The sequence below is a fragment of the Mycobacterium sp. NGS68 genome (assembly GCF_059812195.1).
Window position 1 is genome coordinate 1 of sequence record NZ_JCALCE010000004.1, and the last position, 20,262, is coordinate 20,262.

The following is a 20,262-nucleotide window of genomic DNA, read 5'->3' on the forward strand; positions in this document are numbered from 1 at the left end:
ACCGTTCTAGCGGGGTTGGGCAGACGCGACGGCGAACAGCCGCCATTCACCGGGCACGCCCTTGAGTTGGTGCGCGCCGCGCCCGTCGAAGGCGATTCCCGAGCCGATGACTAGGTCGCGCAGTGTGCTGGACACCAGCACCTCCCCGGCCTGAGCGAGGGCGCTCACCCGCGCGCCGATGTGCACGCCGATACCGCCGATGTCGTCACCGCGAACCTCGCACTCGCCGGTGTGCAATCCCGCGCGCACCTCGATGCCCAGCGCGGCTACCGCGTCGCGGATCGCCACCGCGCAGCGGATCGCGCGCTGCGGGCCGTCGAACATCGCCAGGAAGCCGTCGCCCAGCGTATTCACCTCACGGCCGCGAAACCGCGCGAGCTGGGCCCGCACGATGGCGTCGTGCGCGTCGAGCAGCGCATGCCAATTCCGATCACCCATCTCCACAGCTCGCCGCGTCGAATCGACGATGTCGGTGAACAGCACCGTCGCCAACACCCGGTCATCCGGCACCTCGGCCTGCTCGCCGGTGAGGAACTCGGCAATCTCCTGGAACGAATCCCGCCACGGCTCCACGAAGTGGTACAGGTTGCGCCCTGGCAGTTCAACGTATTTCGCGTTCGGTATGTGATCGGCGACGTACTTGCCCCAGGCCGGCGGGATCATCAGGTCGTCTGCGTGCTGGAGCACGAGAGTTGATACGCGGATGGTCGGGAGCACTGCCCGCACGTCCACCTCGGTCAATAAAGGCATCAAGAGGGCGTAAGTTCGTGGGCTCGCGGCGAGCCGGTCATGGCGCGCAATCGCGGCGCTGATCTCCTCGTTCCACGGCATGTCGGGATTGATCGAAAGCCAGTATTCGCCCGTTCCCCACAGAGCCGCCAGGGCAGCGCGCACTTCGTCGGGATCGACGCCGTCAGTGCGTTCAGCAATCGGATTGGCGTAACCCTCAAGCACCACGAGCGCGGTGGTGCGAGCCGGGTATGTAGCAGCGAACAACGCACCCGGCGCGAACGCGCCGGGACCGGTGAGGAGCACAGCTTCCGGGCTATCGAGGTCGTCGAGCACGGCAGTGATGCTGTCGGCCCATTGCTCCAAGGTTGGCAGCGCACCCGGGACGACAGGGTCGGACGCTCCACTGCCCGGCTGGTCGAAGAAGATCACTCGACCGAGCGATGTCATCGCCTCCACCCATCCCTGAAGCGGTGGCAGCTCCGGCAGGTGTTCGCAGCATGTGAACCAATTCGGGACGAATACGATGTCGCGTTCACCCTTCGGCGACGCCCTATAGGCGACACCCAAGTCGCCGTTCAGCGCGTAGCGCGTCTCCGAGAACATTGCGGAAGTGTAAGCCGGGCCCCCGCCGAACTTCGTCGATCAACGCCAGTCGATCAACGCCGGTAGCGCGAACCCAGCCGCGACACAACGTAGACGGCCATCCCCACCACGGGCAGGGCCAGGACCACTAGGCCCATCCAGGATGGCGCGGGCTCGTCCAAAGGGATGAAGCGACCGATAACCCGCAGTCCGGCACCACCTCCGGTGAGAAGCGCCAGGCCGATCACATACCAAAGCCAGTAGCTTCCGAAGATGTTGCGCAGGACGCCGGCGATCCAGCCACCCACGCCGAACCGCGCGGAAGGAATCGGCGGAAACGGGGCCTGCGGGGACAGCGCATATGCACCCAGGCCGCCTCCCAGTTGCTGCGCGACGAGTCGCAGGAACGCGTCGACCTCGGCCGGGTGGTAGCCGCGAAATCCGGCCGGCGGTGGAGAGAAGGTCGTGGTGCGAACCTGCTCGGCCGTGAGGGTGCTGCCCGTGGGGTTCTGCAGCGCCGCCTCGACGCGGTCGAGAAAGGCGTCGACCTGGTCTTCGTTGTAGCCGCGAATTCCGAAGGGGGGCTTGGAGAATGCCACGTTGTGGACCATCGCGGGAGTGAGGCGACCGCCCGGTGAGGTCAGGTCCATGGCGCATTCCTTTCGCTGCTGCTGTGCTGGCCGACGCTACGGCCGGGCAGTTGCGAAATTCTTGCGACAGGAGGTGCATAGAATGCCGATGCACCGTCTCGCGCCGGGCGTCGCGCATTCGTGGGTTACACTGGCGGCGAGATTTGTAAAGGTCGGGCTCCCGAAGGATTTGGAACTTGAGCATTTCGTTGCTGCTCGAGATGGCGGCGTCGGGCAACCCCGATCGCACGGCCGTCGTGTCCGGCGACCTGCGGTTGACGACGCAGCAGCTCAGCGACCTCGCCGACGGCGGCGCGGGCGTCATCGCGGGCTCGGGCGCCCGCCACGTCGCCTACGTCGGCACCGGCGGGGCGATGCTGCCGGCGCTGATCTTCGCCGCGGCACGCGCCGGCTTGCCGTTCACCCCGATCAACTACCGCCTGTCCGCCGACGGCATCCGGGCGCTGACCGACCGGCTGCCCGAACCGCTGGTGATCGCCGACGACCGGTATCTGGACGCGGTCGGTGGGAAAGCGCTGCGCTCCGACGACTTCCTGGCCGCCGCCCGGACCGCCGAGCCGGCCGTCGAGTTCGCCGACCCGGAATCGGTGGCGATCGTGCTGTTCACCTCGGGCACCACGTCGGCGCCCAAGGCCGTCGAGCTCACCCACAACAACCTGACCAGCTACGTCACCGGCACCGTCGAATTCGAATCCGCGGACCACCAGGACGCCGCGCTGATCTGCGTGCCGCCATACCACATCGCTGGCGTCGGCGCCGCGCTGACGAACCTGTACGCCGGCCGAAAGATGGTCTACCTGCCCAACTTCGACGCGCAGGAGTGGGTGGCGCTGGTCAACGCCGAGCGTGTCACGACGGCGACCGTCGTCCCCACGATGCTGGACCGCATCGTCACCGCGCTGCAGGCCGGGGGACACGAGTTGCCGTCGCTGCGCAACCTGGCCTACGGCGGCTCGAAGGTGGGACTGCCGCTGGTCCGAAGGGCGCTGGAGCTGCTGCCGCACGTGGGCTTCGTCAACGCCTACGGCCTGACCGAGACGAGCTCGACCATCGCGGTGCTCACCCCCGACGACCACCGCGCCGCGCAGGAGGCGGCCGAAGCCGGCCGAGAAAAAGAGGCGAGGCGCCTCGCGTCCGTCGGCCAGCCGGTGCCCGGCATCGAGCTGCAGATCCGCGGCGAGGACGGCACCGTGCTCGGGCCGGACGAGACCGGCGAGCTGTTCGTGCGCGGGGAGCAGGTGTCCGGCCGCTACACCGGGATTGGCTCGGTGCTCGACGAGAACGGCTGGTTCCCGACGAAGGACGTCGCCCTGCTGGACGCCGACGGCTACCTGTTCATCGGCGGACGCAGCGACGACACCATCATCCGCGGCGGCGAGAACATCGCGCCGGCGGAGTTGGAAGAGGTGCTGATCGAGCACCCCGACGTGCGCGACGTCGCCGTCGTCGGGGTCGAGGATGCGCAGTGGGGTCAGGCGATCGTCGCGGTGGTGGTGCCCGCCGACGGCACCGACCCGGACCCCGAACAACTGCGCGAATACGTCCGCAAGACCTTGCGCGGATCACGCACCCCCGACAGGGTGGTTTTCCGCGACGAGTTGCCCACCACCGCCACCGGCAAGGTGCTTCGGCGGGAGATCATCGAGAATCTAGTAGGGACACAATCATGATCAAGAACGGAACCCGGCTCGCCAGCCAGGTGTGTGACACCCAGGTGATCGTCGTGCGAAGCTCGGACAGCCTCGACGACCTGCGCTGCGGCGGCGTCGCGATGGTGGATATCGGCGGCGAGCGGTCCGGCGAGCTGGACCCGGCGTTCGCCGGCGGCACCATCATGGGCAAGCGCTACGTCGACGAAACCGGCGCCGAGGTGCTGGTGACCAAGCCCGGCGCCGGCAGCCTGAGCATCGGCGAAACCGCGCTGCAGCTCAAAGAGGTCAAGCCGCTGCCCGCCAGCGACTAGTCAGGGCCCTTCCCGCCCGTCCCGCCCGGGCACACCCAGCAGGATTCCGGCGCTGCCGCCGGCTCCGCCGGGCTCGTGGTAGCCGGTGCCGCCGTCGCCGCCGTTGCCGATCAGCAGCGCGCGGCCACCGTCGCCGCCCACCGATCCGGTGAACAGATTGACACCCAAACCGGCGTCGCCGCCCCGGCCGCCGCCGCCGATCACGCCGGCGTTGCCGCCGCGGCCGCCCACCCCGCCCTGGCCGACGGCCTGACCGCCGCCCCCGCCGTCGCCGCCGCTGCCGAAGAGCCCGACTGCGTTGCCGCCCGCGCCGCCCGTGCCGCCCGCGGAGTATGCGGACTGCCCGCCCATGCCGCCGTGGCCGCCGTCGCCGCGCAGCGCGCCGCCGGTGCCTCCGATGCCGCCGGCGCCGCCGGCTTGGAACGCGGTCGTATTGTCGGCGGCGCCGCCCGTTCCGCCGCCGCCGCCATCGCCGACGAAGCCCGCGGCCCCGCCGTTGCCGCCGGCCTTGCCGCCCGATCCGTTGCCGCCGTCGCCGCCGTCCCCGCCAAGCAGGCCCCCTGCGCCGCCGTGGCCGCCGACGTTGCCGTGCGTGGCGACTCCCGCGTTGCCGCCGCTGCCGCCGTCGCCGTGCAGCCAGCCGCCGTGGCCGCCCTGCCCGCCGGCGCCGGCGTAGGCCGTCTGCAGGTCACCGACGACGCCGGAGCCGCCGTCCCCACCGGTCCCGCCGCTGCCGAACAGGCCGACGGCGTCACCGCCACGGCCGCCGGAGCCGCCCGACGTGCCGGACTGCGAATACCCGCCGACCCCGCCGGTGCCCCCGTTGCCCCACAGCAGGCCGCCGTTGCCGCCTGCGCCGCCGGGCCCGGCGGACTGGGGGTAGACGGCCGGCCCGCCGGCTCCGCCGGCGCCGCCGTTACCGACCAGTCCGGCGTTGCCGCCCTTGCCGCCGGCGCTCCCGGGGAAGCCGGAGGTCGCTGGCGTGCCGGACGCGCCGTTGCCGCCGTTGCCCCACAGGATGCCGCCGTCGGTGCCGCTCTCGCCGGACCCCGGCAGTCCGTCGGTGCCATTGCCGATCAGCGGACGGTTCAGCAGCAGTTCGGTGGGGGCGTTGATCAGGTTGAGCAGGGCCTGCAGCGGTGTCGCATTGGCCGCCTCGGTGCTCGCATAGGCGCCGACACCGCCGCTCAGGGCGTCGACGAACTGCTGATGAAACGCCGCGGCCCGGGCGCTGAGCGCCTGGTACCGCTCGCCGTGCGCGCCGAACAGCGCCGCGACGGCCGCCGACACCTCGTCGGCGCCGGCCGCCAGCACCACGCTGGTCGGGTCGGCCGCGGCCGCATTGGCCTCGCTGATCGCCGAGCCGATGTTGGACAACTCGCTCACCGCCGCCGACATCATGTCCGGCACCACGGTCACATACGACATTGCGCACCTCCCACTCGATGGGAATGAGCACAACGTATGCCGCTTGCGATCGGCATGCGGCGTTTTCGGCCAACGCGCGCTGCGGCTACCGCGGGTCAGCGCCGGGCGACGAATTCCCTTGCCTTGATCAGGAATTCGAGCTGCTCGCCGACCTGGTGCAGTGGCGTGACGCTGCGTGTCGAGCGGCACAGGACGATTGCGCCCTCCATCGCGGAGATCGACATCACCGCGAGTGAGGCCGCGTCCGCGTCGCTGAAGCCCTCGGCCACGAACGCCCGCGTCATCGCGGAACACCAGCGGCCCAGGATGACGCCGGCCTCGGCGACCAGCTCGGGCTGGTCGTCGGCGCCGCAGCCGATCGCGGCCGCGACCACCGGGCAGCCGGCGTTGAAGTCGCCGTCGGTCAGCAGGCGTTCCCAGAACTTGACGTACTCGCGCAGCAGGACCTTGGCGCCGCGTTGGACGGCGGCGTCGATGATGGCGGTGATGTGGTCGCCGGAGTACCGCAGGGCCTCGGCCAGAATCTGGTTGCGCCCGTCGGGGAAGTGGTAGTACACCGAACCCCGCGGCGCGCCGCTGCGGGCCAGCACCTCATCGATGGTGAGACCGGCCGCGCCGCGCTCACGCATCACCTCGGCGGCGCTGACCAGCATCTTTGTCCGGGTGTCGCGCTTGACGGTGGTAGCCGGGGTCATGCGGCGTGCGACTCCCGGTGGACGGGCCAGTGCAGGCTGCGCGGGGTTAACCGGAAAGGCCGGCGCCGCAGGTCCGGCATCTCACGCGTGAAGTGATAGCCGGCAACGTTGAGTTCGAGGATCCACATGATTACTCCCGGCAGGGGTGACTATGCACAGGAGCATATAAAACCCTGGCTCATTAGACAAGTGACGGACAAATGTCTGCCCAGATTATGTGCTATTGCATAATCGATAGCGCTGAGGTTCACTTTGTCGATGGAGACCGTGACCCTCGAGCGGGACGGACACGTCCTGCTGATCGGCCTGAACCGGGCCCACAAACGCAATTCCTTCGACCGGGCGATGCTGGCCGACCTGGCCCGCGCCTACGCGGTGCTGGAATCCGACGACACGGTGCGCGCCGGCGTGCTGTTCGCCCACGGCGACCACTTCACCGCGGGGCTGGACCTGGTCGACGTCGGCCCGGCCATCGCTGCCGGCGAGCGGCCCGTTCCGGAGGACGGCCGCGACCCCTGGCGGCTGGACGGTTCGTGGACGACGCCCCTGGTGGCGGTCGCACACGGGTGGTGCATGACGCTGGGCATCGAGTTGCTGCTGGCGGCCGACATCCGCATCGCGGCCACGGGAACCCGGTTCACGCAGCTGGAAGTGCAGCGCGGGATCTACCCGTTCGGCGGCGCGACCATCCGCCTGCCCAGGGAGGCCGGCTGGGGCAACGCCATGCGCTGGCTGCTTACCGGCGACGAGTTCGACGCCGCCGAGGCGCACCGCATCGGCCTCGTTCAGGAGGTTGCCGACGACGCCGCCGCCGCCTTGGCGCGGGCGCGCGAGATCGCGCACACCATCGCGGATCGGGCCGCGCCGCTGGGCGTGCGGGCCACGCTCGCCTCGGCGCATACGGCTCGCACGCAGGGTGAGGCCGCCGCGATCGAGGGCCTGGTGCCCGCGGTGAGCGCGCTGTTCGCCAGCGCCGACGCCGCCGAGGGCGTGCAATCCTTCATCGAACGACGGCAGGCGCGCTTCACCGGCCGCTGACCGGTCGCCGGTGTGCGTCCGGCCGCACGCTCGGCCCGGCCGCTAACTCTGGCTGGTGTAGCCCATCGGCATCAGCACGCTCTTCTGCTGGGTGAAGTGCTCGACGCCCTCCGGCCCGTTCTCCCGGCCGACGCCGGAGTTCTTGAAACCGCCGAACGGGCAGCTGGGATCGAAGGCGTACCAGTTGATGCCGTAGGTCCCGGTGCGGATCTTCTCCGAGATCTCGATGCCGCGCGGGATGTCAGTGGTCCACACGCTGCCGGCCAGCCCGTACACCGAGTCGTTGGCGATCTTGATCGCGTCGTCCTCGGTGTCGTAGGGAATGATGCTCAGCACCGGCCCGAAGATCTCTTCCTGGGCGATCGTCATCTTGTTGTCGACGTCGGCGAACACCGTGGGCTGCACGAAGAAGCCGCCATCCAGACCCTCGGGACGGCCGCCGCCACACACCAGCCGCGCGCCCTCCTCGATGCCCTTGGCGATGTAGCCCTCGACCCGGGACCGCTGCTTCTCCGAGATCAGCGAACCGATCTGGGCGCCCGCGTCGGTCGGGGTGCCGATCGGTAGCGCCTGCACGAAATTGCTTACCGCGTCCACGATTTCGTCGTACCGGGAGCGGGGCGCCAGGATGCGGGTCTGCGCCACACAGGCCTGCCCGGTGTTCATGATCCCGGAGAACACCAGCATCGGGATCGCGGAAGCCAGGTCGACGTCCTCGAGGAGGATGGCCGCCGACTTCCCGCCGAGCTCCAAGGTGCAGGGCTTGAGCAGGTCCGCCGCACGCTGGCCGATCTCCTTGCCGACGGCCGAGCTGCCGGTGAACGTGAACAGGTCGATGTCCCGGTTGGACGTCAGGGCCTGGCCGGTCTCGATGCCGCCGGGCACCACCGAGAGCACTCCCTCGGGCAGGCCGGCCTCGGCGAACACCTCCGCCAGCGCGTTCGCGGTCAGGGGCGTCTCGGCGGCCGGCTTCAGGACCAGGGTGCAGCCGGCCAGCAGCGCGGGGCCGAGCTTGTTGACCGCCAGGAACAGCGGCACATTCCAGGCCACGATCGCGCCGACGACACCGATCGGCTCGCGGTGGACGATCGTCTCGCCGTAGGCGCCGATGCGGATCTCGCGCCACTTGACCTGGTCCACGGCGGGTCCGGCGAAGAAGTTCAGCGCCCCCAACGAGCTCATCCAGTGCATGGTCTCGATGCCCATCGGCGGCTGGCCGGTCTCCTGGCCCAGCAGCTTGGTGAACAGGTCCTTGCGCTCCTCGAGCAGCTTCACCGCCGCGGAGATGACCGCGGCGCGCTCTTTGGGGGGCGTGGAGGGCCAGGGCCCGCTGTCGAACGCCGCGCGGGCTGCGGCCACCGCCGCGTCCACGTCGGCCGGCGCCGCCAGCGGCACCTTCCCGACGTACTCGCCGGTGGCCGGGCAGTGCACCTCGATGACCTCGTCGGTCGACGGCTCGGTCCACTTGCCGCCGATGAAAAGTTTGTCGTACTCCGTTGTGACGTCGCTCATGGCCGCCACCCTACCCAAGCGGACGCGAGATTAGAACATGTTCCATTATCGGGGTGCGAGCACCAGCACGAGATTGCTCACCAGGAACTCGCGCAACCCCGGTACGGAGGTCAGCCACCACGCCCAGCGCGGGTGGTAGCGAGGAAATGCGGCCAATACAGTGGCGGCAGCACCCGTGCTCGCGGCCCAGTTCAGACCGTCCGCCGCGGACACGGCGAACAACGACGATCCGTAGTTGTTTTTCGCCGGACGGCCGTGTTTGCGGGCATACCGCGCGGCGGCGCGCTCGCCGCCGAGGTAGTGGCTCAGCCCCATCTCGTGCCCGCCGAACGGTCCCAGCCACACGGTGTAGGACAGCACGGCCAGGCCGCCCGGCCGGGTCACCCGCAGCATCTCGGCGCCCAGCTGCCACGGTCGCGGCACGTGCTCGGCGACGTTGGACGACAGGCAGATGTCCACCGAGTCGTCGGCGAACGGCAGCGCCATGCCCGATGCCCGCACGAACGCGCCGGGCTGCCGCGCGAGGGCCGGCCCGGCCGCGTGCATCTCGTTCGGATCGGGTTCGACGCCGACGTAGCGCACGCCCGCGTCGGCGAAGGCGCTCGCGAAGTAGCCGGGCCCGCCGCCGACGTCGAGCAGCGTGCGGCCCGCGGGGGGTTCGCCGTGCAGGCCCCGCCACAGATCGCCGACCATCGCCGCGGTGTCGGCCGCCAGCGCGCCGTAGAACCGGGCCGGGTCCGGCTGTTCGTAGCGGAACTCGGAGAGCAGTCGCACCGAGCGGCGCAGCGTCGCCCGCCGGGCGAACAGGTCGGTGACGGCCACCGGGTAAACCCTACGGCGGCTAGGCTGCGTAGTGATGTCTGACCTGCGCTCCGTCCTGCTGCTGTGCTGGCGCGATACCGGGCACCCGCAGGGCGGCGGCAGCGAGACGTACCTACAGCGCGTCGGCGCCCAGTTGGCCGCATCCGGGGTCCGGGTCACGCTGCGCACCGCGCGCTATCCGGGGGCGCCGCGGCGCGAGGTCGTCGACGGCGTGCGGATCAGCCGCGCCGGCGGGCGCTACTCGGTGTACGTGTGGGCGTTGCTGGCGATGGCCCTGGGTCGAATCGGGTTGGGTCCGCTGCGGCGGGTACGGCCCGACGTCGTGGTCGACACCCAGAACGGCCTGCCCTTCCTGGCCCGGCTGGTCTACGGCCGACGGGTGTTGGTGCTGGTGCACCACTGCCACCGCGAGCAGTGGCCGGTGGCGGGCCCGGTGATCGCCAGGGTCGGCTGGTTTGTCGAGTCGACGCTGTCGCCGCGGCTGCACCGGCACAACCAGTACCTGACCGTCTCGCTGCCGTCGGCGCGCGATCTGGTCGCGCTCGGGGTCGCTTCCGACCGGATCGCGGTGGTGCGCAACGGACTCGACGAGGCGCCGGCGCAGACGCTGTCCGGCCCGCGGGCCGCCGCGCCACGGGTGGTGGTGCTGTCTCGCCTGGTGCCGCACAAGCAGATCGAGGACGCGCTGGAGGCCGTCGCGGAGCTGCTTCCGCGCATACCGGCGCTGCACCTGGACATCGTCGGCGACGGGTGGTGGCGGGAGCGCCTCGTCGACCACGTGCAGCGGCTCGGCATCGCCGGCGCGGTGACGTTCCACGGCCACGTCGACGACGTGACAAAGCACCACGTGTTGCAGAGCGCGTGGGTGCACGTGCTGCCGTCGCGCAAGGAGGGCTGGGGGCTGGCGGTCGTGGAGGCGGCCCAGCACCGGGTGCCCACCATCGGCTACCGCAGCTCGGGCGGGCTGTCCGACTCGATCGTCGACGGCGTAACCGGGATCCTGGTCGACGACCGCGCGCAGCTGGTGGACCGGCTCGAGCAGCTGGTGTCCGACCGGGTACTGCGCGATCAGCTGGGCGCCAAGGCGCAGGCCCGCAGCGTCGAGTTCTCCTGGCAGCAGAGCGCCGAGGCGGTGCGTGGGGTGCTGGACGCGGTGCGGTCCGGCGAGTTCGTCAACGGCGTGGTCTAAGACACATTGGCCGCAGGTCGGCGCCGCCAACCGGTAACCACCGCGCCGGCCCCGCCCGCCAAGAGCAGCGCCAGCCAGGCCCAATGCGCGGCGAGCGTCGCCAGTCGGCGGTCGGCCGGCACCCCGTCGGCGTGGCCGCCGATCCAGTACAGCGCGAACTGCTCGTTGCGGTAGGTCGGCGTCAGCGCGCCCAGCGTGCGGGCGGCGTCACCCAGGTCGCCTGCGGTGTCCGCCTCGACGACCAGCCACGCCACCCCGGCCGACGCCAGGCTGGACGGCTCCCGGCCCGTCAGCAGCAACTCCTGCACCTCGCGGGCATGCGCACCCTCCCCGGGCACGGTCATCCCGGAGATCGCCAGGTCACCGGTGGCCAGCACGTCGGCGCGCACCCAGCGGGGCAGCGGATCGAGCACCGGGGCCGGGCCGGCCCAGAAGAACAGCCGCATGGTGCCGGCGGGCAGCACCGCCACCGGGCCGGGGCGGGCGTTGATCGTCTCGGCCACCGTCGTCCACCCCGGCGGGTAGCGCACCGACTGCACCTTGCCCGACGCGCCCCAGGCCAGGTCCGGCATCGCCAGGATCAGGGCGACGCAGCAGACCAGCGCCGTCACCGGGGGCGGGCACAGCCGCCGCAGCGTCACCACCGCCCCCGCGCCGGCCACCGCGTACCCCGGCATGGCCAGCGCCACCCATTTCTGCCCGTCGCGCAGCACGCCGAAGCCCGGGACGGCGTCGATGACGGCGCGCAGCGCGTGCTGGCCCGGCCCCGTCGCCAGCGCCGCGAACACGAGCACCGACGCCGCGGCCAGCGCCAGCAGCGGAACCGCGCCCGGGCGGCGCACGACGGCGGGCAGCCCGGCGGCCACGACGCCCAGCAGCACCACGGCCGACGAGATGGCCAGCAGTGTGGTCCGCGAACTGGGCACGGCCTCGCCGTTCCAGATTCCGCCAAGGCTGGCCAGGCTGCCCAGCGTGCCCAGCCCAGGCTCGGCGCGGGGCGCGAAGGCGTACACCCCGGGCGCGTTCGCGGGCGTGTGCGCGGTCAGCGACGAGCCCAGCGCCGCCGCCGTGAGCCACGGCAGCGCCGACACCGTGGCGGCCCCCAGCGCCGCCGCCGCACACAGCCAGCGCGGCGCGCAGACCAGTGCCACCGTCGCGGCGAGCATCAGGCCGGTCGGGGTCAGCCCGGCGAGCGCGATCCAGAACGCCAGCCCGAACAGCCCGGACCACCCGGTCGCCGTCCGCATCGTCAGCATCGCCGCCGCGATCCACGGCAGGCAGCCGTAGCCGAGCAGCAGGCTCCAGTGCCCCTGCAGCAGCCGTTCGGCGACGTAAGGGTTCCAGATCGCCAGCGTGATCGCGACGAACTGACCGCTGGCGCCGGCCTCGGGCAGCGTCACCGCGACCAGCCGGGCGGCGCCCCAGCCCGCCAGCCACACGCCCAGGACCAGCAGCGTCTTCACCACGACGCCGCCGTCGACGACGTGCGAGGCCAGCGCCACGGCGAAGTCCTGCGGCGTCGCCCGCGGGGCGGCCGTCAACCCGAGGGCGGTGTCGGACAGATACGACCGCGGGGTGGACACCGCGTCGCGCAGTAGCAGATAGCCGGGCCGCAGCAGCGGCCCGACCACCAGCAGGGCAAGGAGCAGCGCGTAGACCGGCCGGGACCAGTACCGCCGCACAGTCGGTCTAGGCCTGCACCGTCGGGTCGGCGGGGCCGGGCGGTGATCCCTTATCGGGCGGCTCGCTTGACGAACCCGACGACGGTGGGGGAGACGGTGGCGGATCCGGATGCAGGTCCGGGCGTTGGGTGGGTAATTTCTCGGTCTCGGCCTCGGCGCCGGGCACCGGTTCGTCCAACCCGCCGCCGTAGTAGTCGTATTCGCGCCGGTCCAGCCCCGGGTCGTTGAGCACGCTCTCGCTGCGCAGGCTGAACGAGGCCAGCACCCCGCCGCCGATCATCGCGATCAGGCCTATCGCGGTGAACGTGATCGGCAGCACCCGCGACCACAACGCCAGCCGGTCGCGCTCGTCGCGCGCCGCGTTGACCTGCGATTCGATGGTGTCGTCGGTCGAAGTGACCCGGTAGTCGGCCAGCGTGAGTTCCGGCTTCAGCCTGTCGCGGGCGTAGTAGTGGTTGGCGTGCTCGGTCTGCTTGACGATGGTGCCGGTCACCGGGTCCACCCAGAAGGTCCGCTGCGCGGCGTAGTAGCGGGTCATGGTGATCTGCTCGTCCGGCTCGCCGGGCACGCCCCACATCTTCGCGGACGTGGTGATCCGGCCGTCTTCATTCTTGCTGAGCAGCGACGGGTACTCGACGGGCGCCACGAGCTTGCCCTCGGAGTTGTAACCGACGTATTGCGTGAACCTGTAGGTGGTCAGGCCGTTGACGTCTTCCTGGCGGTCGAAGTTGGCGTCGAAGGCCTTCCGCGCGATCGGGTCGAAGTACTGGTAGGTCTTCTTCTCGGTGTGGAACGGGAAGCGGTAGGCCAGCCCGGTGTGCCGCACCGGTTCCGAGGTCGGCGGGCTGTCGTCGTTGAAGGCGCGCGGGCGCTGGACGGAGCCGCCCGTGTGGTTGTCGTCCGAAACGGCCATCGCGGTCTTGCGGTTGAGGGTGACCACGTCGACCATCGCCAGCAGCAGCCCGCTGTCCTTCTGCTTGTCGGTCCGCCGCACCGAGGTGCCGACCTGCAGCGTCACCACGTCGGCGTTGGAGTGGTTCTCGACGGTGATCTGCTGCTGGGACACCAGCGGCACGTTCTGGTTGACCACGACGTGGTCGGTGGACAGCGAGTCCGAATTGACCGCCGTCCCGGTGCCGTTGCTGACCAGCGTGGCGTCGAAGCTCAGCGGGATCTTGGTGATCCGGCTGCTCGTGTAGGTCGACAGCAGCAGAGCAGCGATCAGCAGCGCGGCGCCGAGACCGACGATCCCGCATGCGGCGAGCCGCAACATGACTGCTCGAACCACGTTGTCGTGACCTCCTTGGGTCCAGGGGCAAACCCGTTTGACCCTAACAGCAGAATGCAGGTCGTTCGCTTGCGAACCCATCGCCACCGCACTACGTATTCGGGTGTACCCGATTGTCGTGGGCCGCCGCACGGGCAGACTGTGATCGTGACCAATCTGCAGCCCGTCGGCGGGGCCCGCAGCTTCCTGCCCGCCGTGGAGGGGATGCGTGCCTGCGCGGCCATGGGCGTCGTCGTGACGCACGTCGCTTTTCAGACCGGTCACTCCAGCGGCCTCGACGGCCGGCTGCTCGGCCGGTTCGACCTGGCCGTGGCGGTGTTTTTCGCCCTGTCCGGGTTCCTGTTGTGGCGTGGACACGCCGCCGCCGCCCGAGACATCGCGCCGCGCCCGCGGACCGGCCACTACCTGCGGTCGAGGGTGGTCCGCATCATGCCGGCCTATCTGGTGGCCGTCGTCGTGATTCTGACCCTGCTGCCGGATTCGAACCACGCCAGCCTGACGGTGTGGCTGGCGAACCTGACCCTCACCCAGATCTATGTGCCGCTGACCCTGACCGGCGGCCTGACCCAGATGTGGAGCCTGGCCGTGGAGGTCAGCTTCTACCTGGCGCTGCCGGTGTTCGCGCTGCTGGCCCGCCGCATCCCGGTCGGCGCCCGGGTGCCCGCGATCGCGGGGCTGGGGCTGGCCAGCTGGACGTGGGCGTGGGTGGCCCCCATCCTGCCGAATGCCGCCTCGCTGAATAACCCGCTGGACTGGCCGCCGGCGTTCCTGTCCTGGTTCGCCGCGGGCATGCTGCTGGCCGAGTGGGTGCACAGCCCCGTCGGGTGGGTGCACAGGCTGGCCCGACAGCGGGTCCTGATGGCCGCCATCGCGGTCGCGGCGTTCCTGGTGGCGTCCTCCCCGCTGGCGGGCCCGGCGGGGCTGGCCCTGGGCAACGCCCCCCAATTCGCGACGAAGATGGCGATGGGCGCGGTGGTGGCGTTCGCACTGGTGGCGCCGCTGGTGCTGGACCGGCCTGACACGCCGCACCGACTGCTGGGCAGCACCCTGATGGTGACGCTCGGCCGGTGGTCCTACGGCCTGTTCATCTGGCATCTGGCGGCGTTGGACATGGTCTTCCCGGTGATCGGCACCTTCCCGTTCAGCGGGCGGATGCCCACCGTGCTGGTGCTCACGCTGATTTTCGGGTTCGCGATCGCCGCCGTCAGCTATGCGCTGGTGGAATCGCCGTGCCGGGAGGCGTTGCGGCGCTGGGAGAAACGCGACCGGCAGCCGGCGCCGCAGGACGCCGAGGCGGACGCGATTGCGCCCTGAGCCGGCTACTGGCCCGCGACGTCGATGACGATGACCGTGATGTTGTCGGGCCCGCCGCCGTCGTTGGCCGACGCCACCAGCGCCGCGCACGCGGCGGGCGGGTCGGGTGCCGTGCCGAGGATCTGCGCCACCACCGCGTCGTCGATGACGCCGTGCAGTCCGTCGCTGCACAGCAGCATCCGGTCGCGGGGCGCCAGATCGACCGAGGAGACGTCCGGATGCGCCGGCGGGACCATGCCCACATGCCGGGTGATCACGCTGCGCGACGGGTGCCCGCGGGCGTCCTCGGGTTCCACCTCGCCCGCGTCGATCAGCGCCTGGATCAGGCTGTGGTCGCGGGTCAGCCGATACAGCTGCTGGTCGCGGTACAGGTAGCCGCGGCTGTCGCCCAGGTGGCCGATCAGCGCCTTGAGGCCGACGACGACGGCGGCCACCACCGTGGTGGTGGCGCCTGCCATCTCGGGGTCGTTGTCGCCGCTGCTGCGCAGGTCCTTGGAGATCTCCGCGATCGCGGCGGCGAAGCGTTCGGGAGCCGACGTGTCGTCCAGGCCGACGGCCTCGAAGTGGCGCTGCAAGTACGACGGCAGCCGCTCCACCACCATTTCGGCGGCCAGGTCGCCGTGGCTGCTGGAGGCGACACCGTCGGCGACGATGAACAGACCCTGTTCGGGGCTGACGCCCCAGCGGTCCTGGTTGCTGGTTCGTTGCCGGCCCGTGTCGCTCAGGCCCGCGTAGTCGATGCCCTGCATCGGCGCTTGCTCCCCTCCCCGGTCATGGTGAAAAACCCTAGTGCAGGCGCGCGATGATTTCGTCGCGCACGGCCGAGCGTCGCGCCTTGCCGGCGTCGTCGCGCAGCGGCGTGTCGACGAACTCTATGAACTCGGGGGTGGGCGGCACCTTGTAGCCCGCCAGCTGGCCGCCCACGAACGCCCGCACATCCGCGGCGCCCAGCTCGGACTCGGCCGACAGGTGCACCAGCGCGTACGGGACCTGCCCCAGGTCCGCATGCGGGACACCAACGACCAGGCAGGACAACACTTCCGGATGCGCCGACAGCGCGTTTTCGATCTCGGCCGGATAGACGTTGCGGCCGCCGACGGTGAACATGTCCACGCGGCGGTCCGACAGATACAAAAAGCCGTCGACGTCGAAATAGCCCAGGTCGCCCAGCGAATCCCAGCCGTCGCGGGTTTTCGCGGTGGAACCGATGTACCGGTAGGTGGGCGCGCTGCCGGGGCTCCGCCGCATGTAGATCTCGCCGACCACCCCGGGTGGGCATTCGTTGCCGTCGTCGTCGAGCACCTTCATCTCGCCGGCGACCACCACGCCGACCGAGCCGGGGTGGGTCAGCCACTGGTCGCCGGAGATGAACGTCAGCGCCTGTAATTCGGTGCCGCCGTAGAGTTCCCACACCTTCTCCGGACCCAGCAGGTCGATCCACGCGCGCTTGACGACGGGCGGGCACGGCGCGGCCAGATGCCACAGGCGCCGGATCGACGAGAGGTCATAGCGGTCCGGGTCTGCGCGATACACCGGCAGCAGCCGCTGCATGATCGTCGGCACGGTCACCAGGAATGTCACCCGGTATTCGCCGACGAGCCGCAGGAACTCGTGCGGGTCGAACCGGCTCATCAGCACCAGATGCTGGCCCATGATCAGGGCGACGACCGCGACCGTGAACCCGGTGTTGTGGGTCAGCGGCACCGGCACCAACGTGGTGTCGTCCTCCTGCGCGCCCAGCGGATAACCGATCGCCGGCGGGATCCTGCTGTCGCCCCCGGCCTCGATGAGCTTGGGCCGCCCGGTGCTTCCGCCGGAGGCCATCGACTTCCAGCACGGCGACACGGCTTCGGGTAGGGGGTCATCGGAGAACCCGTCAGGCACGAAATTGGGTGGAATGCAGGGTATTCCAGGGTGCTCCCGACCCACCAGCAGCGTCGGCCGGCGCAATTCCAGCAGGCCCTCGAGTTCGGCGTCCGGCAGCCGCGGCGACAGCGGCTGCGGCACCGCGCCGAGCTTCCAGCACGCCACCGCGGCCTGTATCCACTCGATCGAGTTGGGCAGCACGATCGTCACGTAGTCACCGACGCCGACGCCGCGCTCGGCATACGCGCGCGCCAGGCGGTTGGTGGACGAGTCCAGTTCGGCGCGGGTGATGGTCCGACCGTCGCAACTGACGGCGGGCGTGTCGGGGGCTTGCGCCGCCAGCTGCGAGATCTGGGTGCCGATCGGCGCGGTCACTGATAGGCGCCTTGGCGCTCGAAGATCTTGCGCGGGTTGTCGACGAGCATGGTCTGCAACTGTTCGTCGGTGACGCCGCGCGCCTTCAGCGCGGGGATCACGTCGTTGTGGATGTGCAGGTAGTGCCAGTTGGGCGCCGCCACCGCGAGCATCTCCTCGGGCAGCGCGTCGAAGTAGCAGTTCGCGTCGTGGGAGAGCACCATCTTGTCCGCGTGTCCGCGCTCGCACATCTTCGCGACGATGTCGACCCGCTCCTCGAACGGCAGGATCACGTCGATGCCGAACCGGTCCATCCCCAGGTAGGAGCCGGCGGAGATGAGCTCCTCGAGGTAGCCGACGTCGGTGCTGTCGCCGGAGTGCCCGATGATCACCCGGCTCAGGTCGACGCCCTCCTCCTCGAAGATGCGCTGCTGCTCGAGCCCGCGGCGCAGCCCGGCGTGGGTGTGCGTCGAGATCGGCACCCCGGTGCGCTTGTGCGCCTGGGCGACGGCGCGCAGCACCCGCTCGACGCCCGGGGTGAGGCCCGGCTCGTCGGTGGCGCACTTGAGGATGCCGGCCCGGATGCCGGTGTCGGCGATGCCCTGCTCGATGTCGCGGACGAACATGTCGGTCATGACCTCCGGGCCGCCCAACTGCGCGCCCGGGCCCATGTAGTGGAAGCAGAACGGGACGTCGTTGTAGGTGTAAAGCCCCGTCGCGACAACGATATTGAGGCCGGTCTCGGCGGCCACCCGCGCGATCCGCGGGATGTATCGGCCCAGCCCGATCACCGTCAGGTCGACGATGGTGTCGACGCCGCGGGCCTTCAGCTCGTTGAGCCGGGCGACGGCGTCGGCCACCCGCTTGTCCTCGTCACCCCAGGCTTCGGGGTAGTTCAGCGCTATCTCGGTGGTCATGATGAACACGTGCTCGTGCATGAGCGTGACGCCGAGGTCGGCGGTATCGATGGTTCCGCGGGCGGTATTCAGTTCGGACACAAGCCTGATGCTAGGCCGTTCGTCCGGGCAGCGGAACGTCGTCAGGGACCTGGTGCACGACCTGGGCGTCGCCGGTGTCCAACGCGGCGAGCGCGGCGTCGGCGACGACGTTGGTGGCGTAGCCGTCGTACGCCGACGGTCCCTCGACGAAACGCTGTGCCACCGACGTCAACCAGGCCGCGTCCTGCGCGCGATAGGCGGCGTCGAATCGTTCCAGCCAGGTGCCCGGCGGTTTCTCGGCGGAGGGTGGGCCGAGGGTGAGGCCGCCGCGGCTGGCGATCACATCGAGCCCGATGTCGTAGTGCATTGCCGGGCCGCGACCGAGTTGCAGCACCCCGAGGATGCCGGACTGCGACGTCAGCGTCACGGCGACGGCGACCGTCGATCCGTCGTCGCTGGCTTTGGCCATGGCGCCGACGGTGCCGACCTCCTCACCGGTAATCCAGCGGAACAGGTCGATGTCGTGTGCGGCCGAACTGCTGACCAGTTGACGCGCGTCAAAGTTGTTGACAGCCAACGGGTTGTGATGCCGCTGAGTGATCAGGACGGGCTCGCCGACCCGCCCGGACCGTACGGCGGCGCGGATACGCCGGTAGTCGGGGTCGTAGCGCCGCATGAAACCGACCTGGACGAGTCGACGGCCGACTTCCCTTTCGGCGTTGACCAGTCGCAGGGATTGCTCGGCGGAGACCGTCAGCGGTTTTTCGCAGAGCACGTCGACGCCGCGGGCCATGCACGCCTGCACGATCGCGTAGTGGGTGTCGTCGGCGCTGGCCACGACGACGGCGTCGACGTCGGCAACGGCCACGCAGTCCAGCGGGTCGTTGAACACGCGGGCACCCGGAATCCGGACCGCGGCACGCTCGGCGAACGGCCGGTGGCTGTCCGCCACCGCACAGATCCGCGCCGACGGTGCCAGGCCGGCGAAGATGTCCAGGTGATGCAGACCCATCGCACCCACGCCGCACAGGGCCAGTCGCACCGCACTCATCGCGGTATCTCCACCCAACGAGCGTCGGTGACCGACGCGGCCACCGCGGCATGAATCGTCGTCGCCCGCAACCCGTCGCTGAACAGCGGCAACCCGTCTGGCGGCGCACCGGTGCGCACACCCTCGTAGACGTCGGCGACGAACAGGTCGAAACAGTCCTGGTATCCCTGCGGGTGGCCGCCGGGCAGCAGCGAATAGCGCGCGTTGCGCTCATCGAGCACGGCCCTGTCGCGGGTCAGCAGCGTGTTGCCGCGCAACCCGCCCACGACCAGGTCGTCCGGGTGTTCCTGGTCGAAAAGCATCGCGACGTCTCGACCGTCGAAGGAGAACGACAGTTGGTTCTTGCGGCCCGGCGAGGTCTGGCTGACGACAACGCTGCCGATCGCGCCGAGATCGGTGCGGAATGCCACGACGGCTCCGTCGTCCGGGCGGGCGGCACCCGCCGACGCGCTGCCTTCGGCGGCGACGAGGGCGGTAATCCGGTGTCCCGTAACAAATTCCATCAGGTCGCACCAGTGTGACCCGATGTCGGCGAAGGTCATCGACAGACCCGTTTGCCTGGGGTCCGACCGCCAGCCGCAGGGAGCGGCCGTCGCCATGTGGTCTTGGAGGTAACTGCCGTGGATCAGCCACACCGCGGTGTCGGCGATCCGCGAGCGGGCTTCACGCACCATCGGATAGAAGCGATAGATGAACGGCACCGCCGCCAGGGCCTGGGCCCGTTCAGCCGCGGCGACGAGCTCGCCGGCGTCCGCCACGGTGGTCGCCAGCGGTTTCTCGCAGATCACGTGCTTCCCGCTGGCCAAGGCCGCCAGCGCCGCGTCGCGATGCAGGTGGTTCGGCGTGCAGACATGCACGACATCGATGTCGTCCGCGTCGATGATCTGTTCCTCCGTCGCCACGCGGTCGGCACCCAACTGCTCCGCGGCGATTCGACTCCGCTGCGGTGTGCTGGCACAGACTGCGACCAGCTTGCCGCCTGCTCGGTGCACGGCGCGGGCATGCACTGACCCGACCATGCCGGCGCCGATCAGCGCGCTGCGCAGCTCCGGTAGCACCAACACCTCCTGAGGCAGGGTCCGTTAGGAAAGTACGGTGCCACGCGCCGCTTCGGCTCGCATACACTCAACGACCACTATTTCTCAACGCCACGGGAGT

At 70.2% G+C, this 20,262-nt stretch carries 18 protein-coding genes and 1 pseudogene; 5 read left to right on the forward strand and 14 right to left on the reverse strand.

Annotation, left to right across the window (positions count from 1 at the left end; genetic code table 11):
• Positions 1-6: 6 nt before the first annotated feature.
• From AC5Y5V_RS06400 to AC5Y5V_RS06410, 3 genes and pseudogenes are all read right to left on the reverse strand, one after another.
• A complete protein-coding gene (locus tag AC5Y5V_RS06400; RefSeq protein WP_499931991.1) occupies positions 7-1,335 on the reverse strand; it encodes an adenylate/guanylate cyclase domain-containing protein in 1,329 nt (442 codons plus the stop codon).
• A 53-nt stretch (positions 1,336-1,388) separates the two neighbouring features.
• Positions 1,389-1,829, reverse strand: a complete 441-nt coding sequence (locus tag AC5Y5V_RS06405) for a DivIVA domain-containing protein (RefSeq protein ID WP_499932456.1) — start codon at positions 1,827-1,829, stop codon at positions 1,389-1,391.
• Positions 1,827-1,964 (reverse strand): annotated as a pseudogene (locus AC5Y5V_RS06410) (DivIVA domain-containing protein); the annotation flags it as partial. The gene AC5Y5V_RS06405 and the pseudogene AC5Y5V_RS06410, both read right to left, overlap by 3 nt.
• Before the next feature lie 176 nt (positions 1,965-2,140).
• On the opposite strand from AC5Y5V_RS06410, the gene AC5Y5V_RS06415 reads away from it, so the two are divergent.
• Positions 2,141-3,634, forward strand: coding sequence for a class I adenylate-forming enzyme family protein (locus AC5Y5V_RS06415; protein WP_499931993.1), 1,494 nt, complete (start codon positions 2,141-2,143; stop codon positions 3,632-3,634).
• Positions 3,631-3,927, forward strand: a complete 297-nt coding sequence (locus tag AC5Y5V_RS06420) for a hypothetical protein (protein WP_499931994.1) — start codon at positions 3,631-3,633, stop codon at positions 3,925-3,927. Before AC5Y5V_RS06415 ends, AC5Y5V_RS06420 begins: the two co-directional genes overlap by 4 nt.
• Here the strand turns inward: AC5Y5V_RS06420 and AC5Y5V_RS06425 are convergent, their stop codons facing one another.
• Together AC5Y5V_RS06425 and AC5Y5V_RS06430 are read right to left on the reverse strand one after the other, a co-directional pair.
• On the reverse strand, positions 3,928-5,355 hold the full coding sequence (locus tag AC5Y5V_RS06425; RefSeq protein ID WP_499931996.1) for a PE family protein: 1,428 nt from the start codon (positions 5,353-5,355) through the stop codon (positions 3,928-3,930).
• Between the two features lie 95 nt (positions 5,356-5,450).
• The gene (locus AC5Y5V_RS06430; protein ID WP_499931998.1) at positions 5,451-6,050 is read right to left on the reverse strand and encodes a TetR/AcrR family transcriptional regulator; all 600 of its coding nucleotides are present in this window, start codon (positions 6,048-6,050) and stop codon (positions 5,451-5,453) included.
• Positions 6,051-6,308: 258 nt separating this feature from the next.
• Here AC5Y5V_RS06430 and AC5Y5V_RS06435 point away from each other — a divergent pair, with 258 nt between their 5' ends.
• Positions 6,309-7,088, forward strand: a complete 780-nt coding sequence (locus tag AC5Y5V_RS06435) for a crotonase/enoyl-CoA hydratase family protein (RefSeq protein ID WP_499932000.1) — start codon at positions 6,309-6,311, stop codon at positions 7,086-7,088.
• Between the two features lie 42 nt (positions 7,089-7,130).
• On the opposite strand, the gene AC5Y5V_RS06440 is transcribed toward AC5Y5V_RS06435, so the two are convergent.
• Positions 7,131-8,600, reverse strand: a complete 1,470-nt coding sequence (locus tag AC5Y5V_RS06440; protein ID WP_499932002.1) for an aldehyde dehydrogenase — start codon at positions 8,598-8,600, stop codon at positions 7,131-7,133.
• A 45-nt stretch (positions 8,601-8,645) separates the two neighbouring features.
• Positions 8,646-9,422 (reverse strand): class I SAM-dependent methyltransferase, encoded by a 777-nt coding sequence (locus AC5Y5V_RS06445; RefSeq protein WP_499932004.1) that lies wholly within the window; start codon positions 9,420-9,422, stop codon positions 8,646-8,648.
• Between the two features lie 34 nt (positions 9,423-9,456).
• Here AC5Y5V_RS06445 and AC5Y5V_RS06450 point away from each other — a divergent pair, with 34 nt between their 5' ends.
• Positions 9,457-10,611: a glycosyltransferase family 4 protein gene (locus AC5Y5V_RS06450; protein WP_499932005.1), complete on the forward strand. Its 1,155-nt coding sequence runs from the start codon at positions 9,457-9,459 to the stop codon at positions 10,609-10,611.
• Here the strand turns inward: AC5Y5V_RS06450 and AC5Y5V_RS06455 are convergent.
• Both AC5Y5V_RS06455 and pgfA read right to left on the reverse strand, forming a co-directional pair.
• Positions 10,608-12,293, reverse strand: coding sequence for an MmpA family trehalose lipid delivery protein (locus tag AC5Y5V_RS06455; protein ID WP_499932007.1), 1,686 nt, complete (start codon positions 12,291-12,293; stop codon positions 10,608-10,610). The genes AC5Y5V_RS06450 and AC5Y5V_RS06455 overlap by 4 nt on opposite strands.
• A 7-nt stretch (positions 12,294-12,300) precedes the next feature.
• The gene (gene pgfA / locus AC5Y5V_RS06460; protein WP_499932458.1) at positions 12,301-13,566 is read right to left on the reverse strand and encodes a cell envelope lipid trafficking protein PgfA; all 1,266 of its coding nucleotides are present in this window, start codon (positions 13,564-13,566) and stop codon (positions 12,301-12,303) included.
• Between the two features lie 219 nt (positions 13,567-13,785).
• Between pgfA and AC5Y5V_RS06465 the strand changes: the two genes are divergently transcribed.
• Positions 13,786-14,895 (forward strand): acyltransferase family protein, encoded by a 1,110-nt coding sequence (locus AC5Y5V_RS06465; RefSeq protein WP_499932460.1) that lies wholly within the window; start codon positions 13,786-13,788, stop codon positions 14,893-14,895.
• Positions 14,896-14,900: 5 nt separating this feature from the next.
• Here AC5Y5V_RS06465 and AC5Y5V_RS06470 read toward each other — a convergent pair whose 3' ends face one another.
• Genes AC5Y5V_RS06470 through AC5Y5V_RS06490 form a run of 5 tightly spaced genes read right to left on the reverse strand, consistent with a single transcriptional unit; the run spans position 14,901 to position 20,168 of the window.
• Positions 14,901-15,644, reverse strand: a complete 744-nt coding sequence (locus tag AC5Y5V_RS06470) for a PP2C family protein-serine/threonine phosphatase (protein ID WP_499932008.1) — start codon at positions 15,642-15,644, stop codon at positions 14,901-14,903.
• Between the two features lie 37 nt (positions 15,645-15,681).
• The gene (locus AC5Y5V_RS06475) at positions 15,682-17,136 is read right to left on the reverse strand and encodes an AMP-binding protein (RefSeq protein WP_499932010.1); all 1,455 of its coding nucleotides are present in this window, start codon (positions 17,134-17,136) and stop codon (positions 15,682-15,684) included.
• Positions 17,133-18,113 (reverse strand): phosphotriesterase family protein, encoded by a 981-nt coding sequence (locus tag AC5Y5V_RS06480; protein WP_499932012.1) that lies wholly within the window; start codon positions 18,111-18,113, stop codon positions 17,133-17,135. Before AC5Y5V_RS06480 ends, AC5Y5V_RS06475 begins: the two co-directional genes overlap by 4 nt.
• A gap of 10 nt (positions 18,114-18,123) precedes the next feature.
• Entirely contained in the window at positions 18,124-19,104 is a 981-nt protein-coding gene (locus tag AC5Y5V_RS06485; protein WP_499932014.1) for a Gfo/Idh/MocA family protein, read from the reverse strand.
• Positions 19,101-20,168 (reverse strand): Gfo/Idh/MocA family protein, encoded by a 1,068-nt coding sequence (locus tag AC5Y5V_RS06490; protein WP_499932016.1) that lies wholly within the window; start codon positions 20,166-20,168, stop codon positions 19,101-19,103. The genes AC5Y5V_RS06485 and AC5Y5V_RS06490 overlap by 4 nt, the downstream gene beginning before the upstream one ends.
• Between the last annotated feature and the right edge of the window lie 94 nt (positions 20,169-20,262).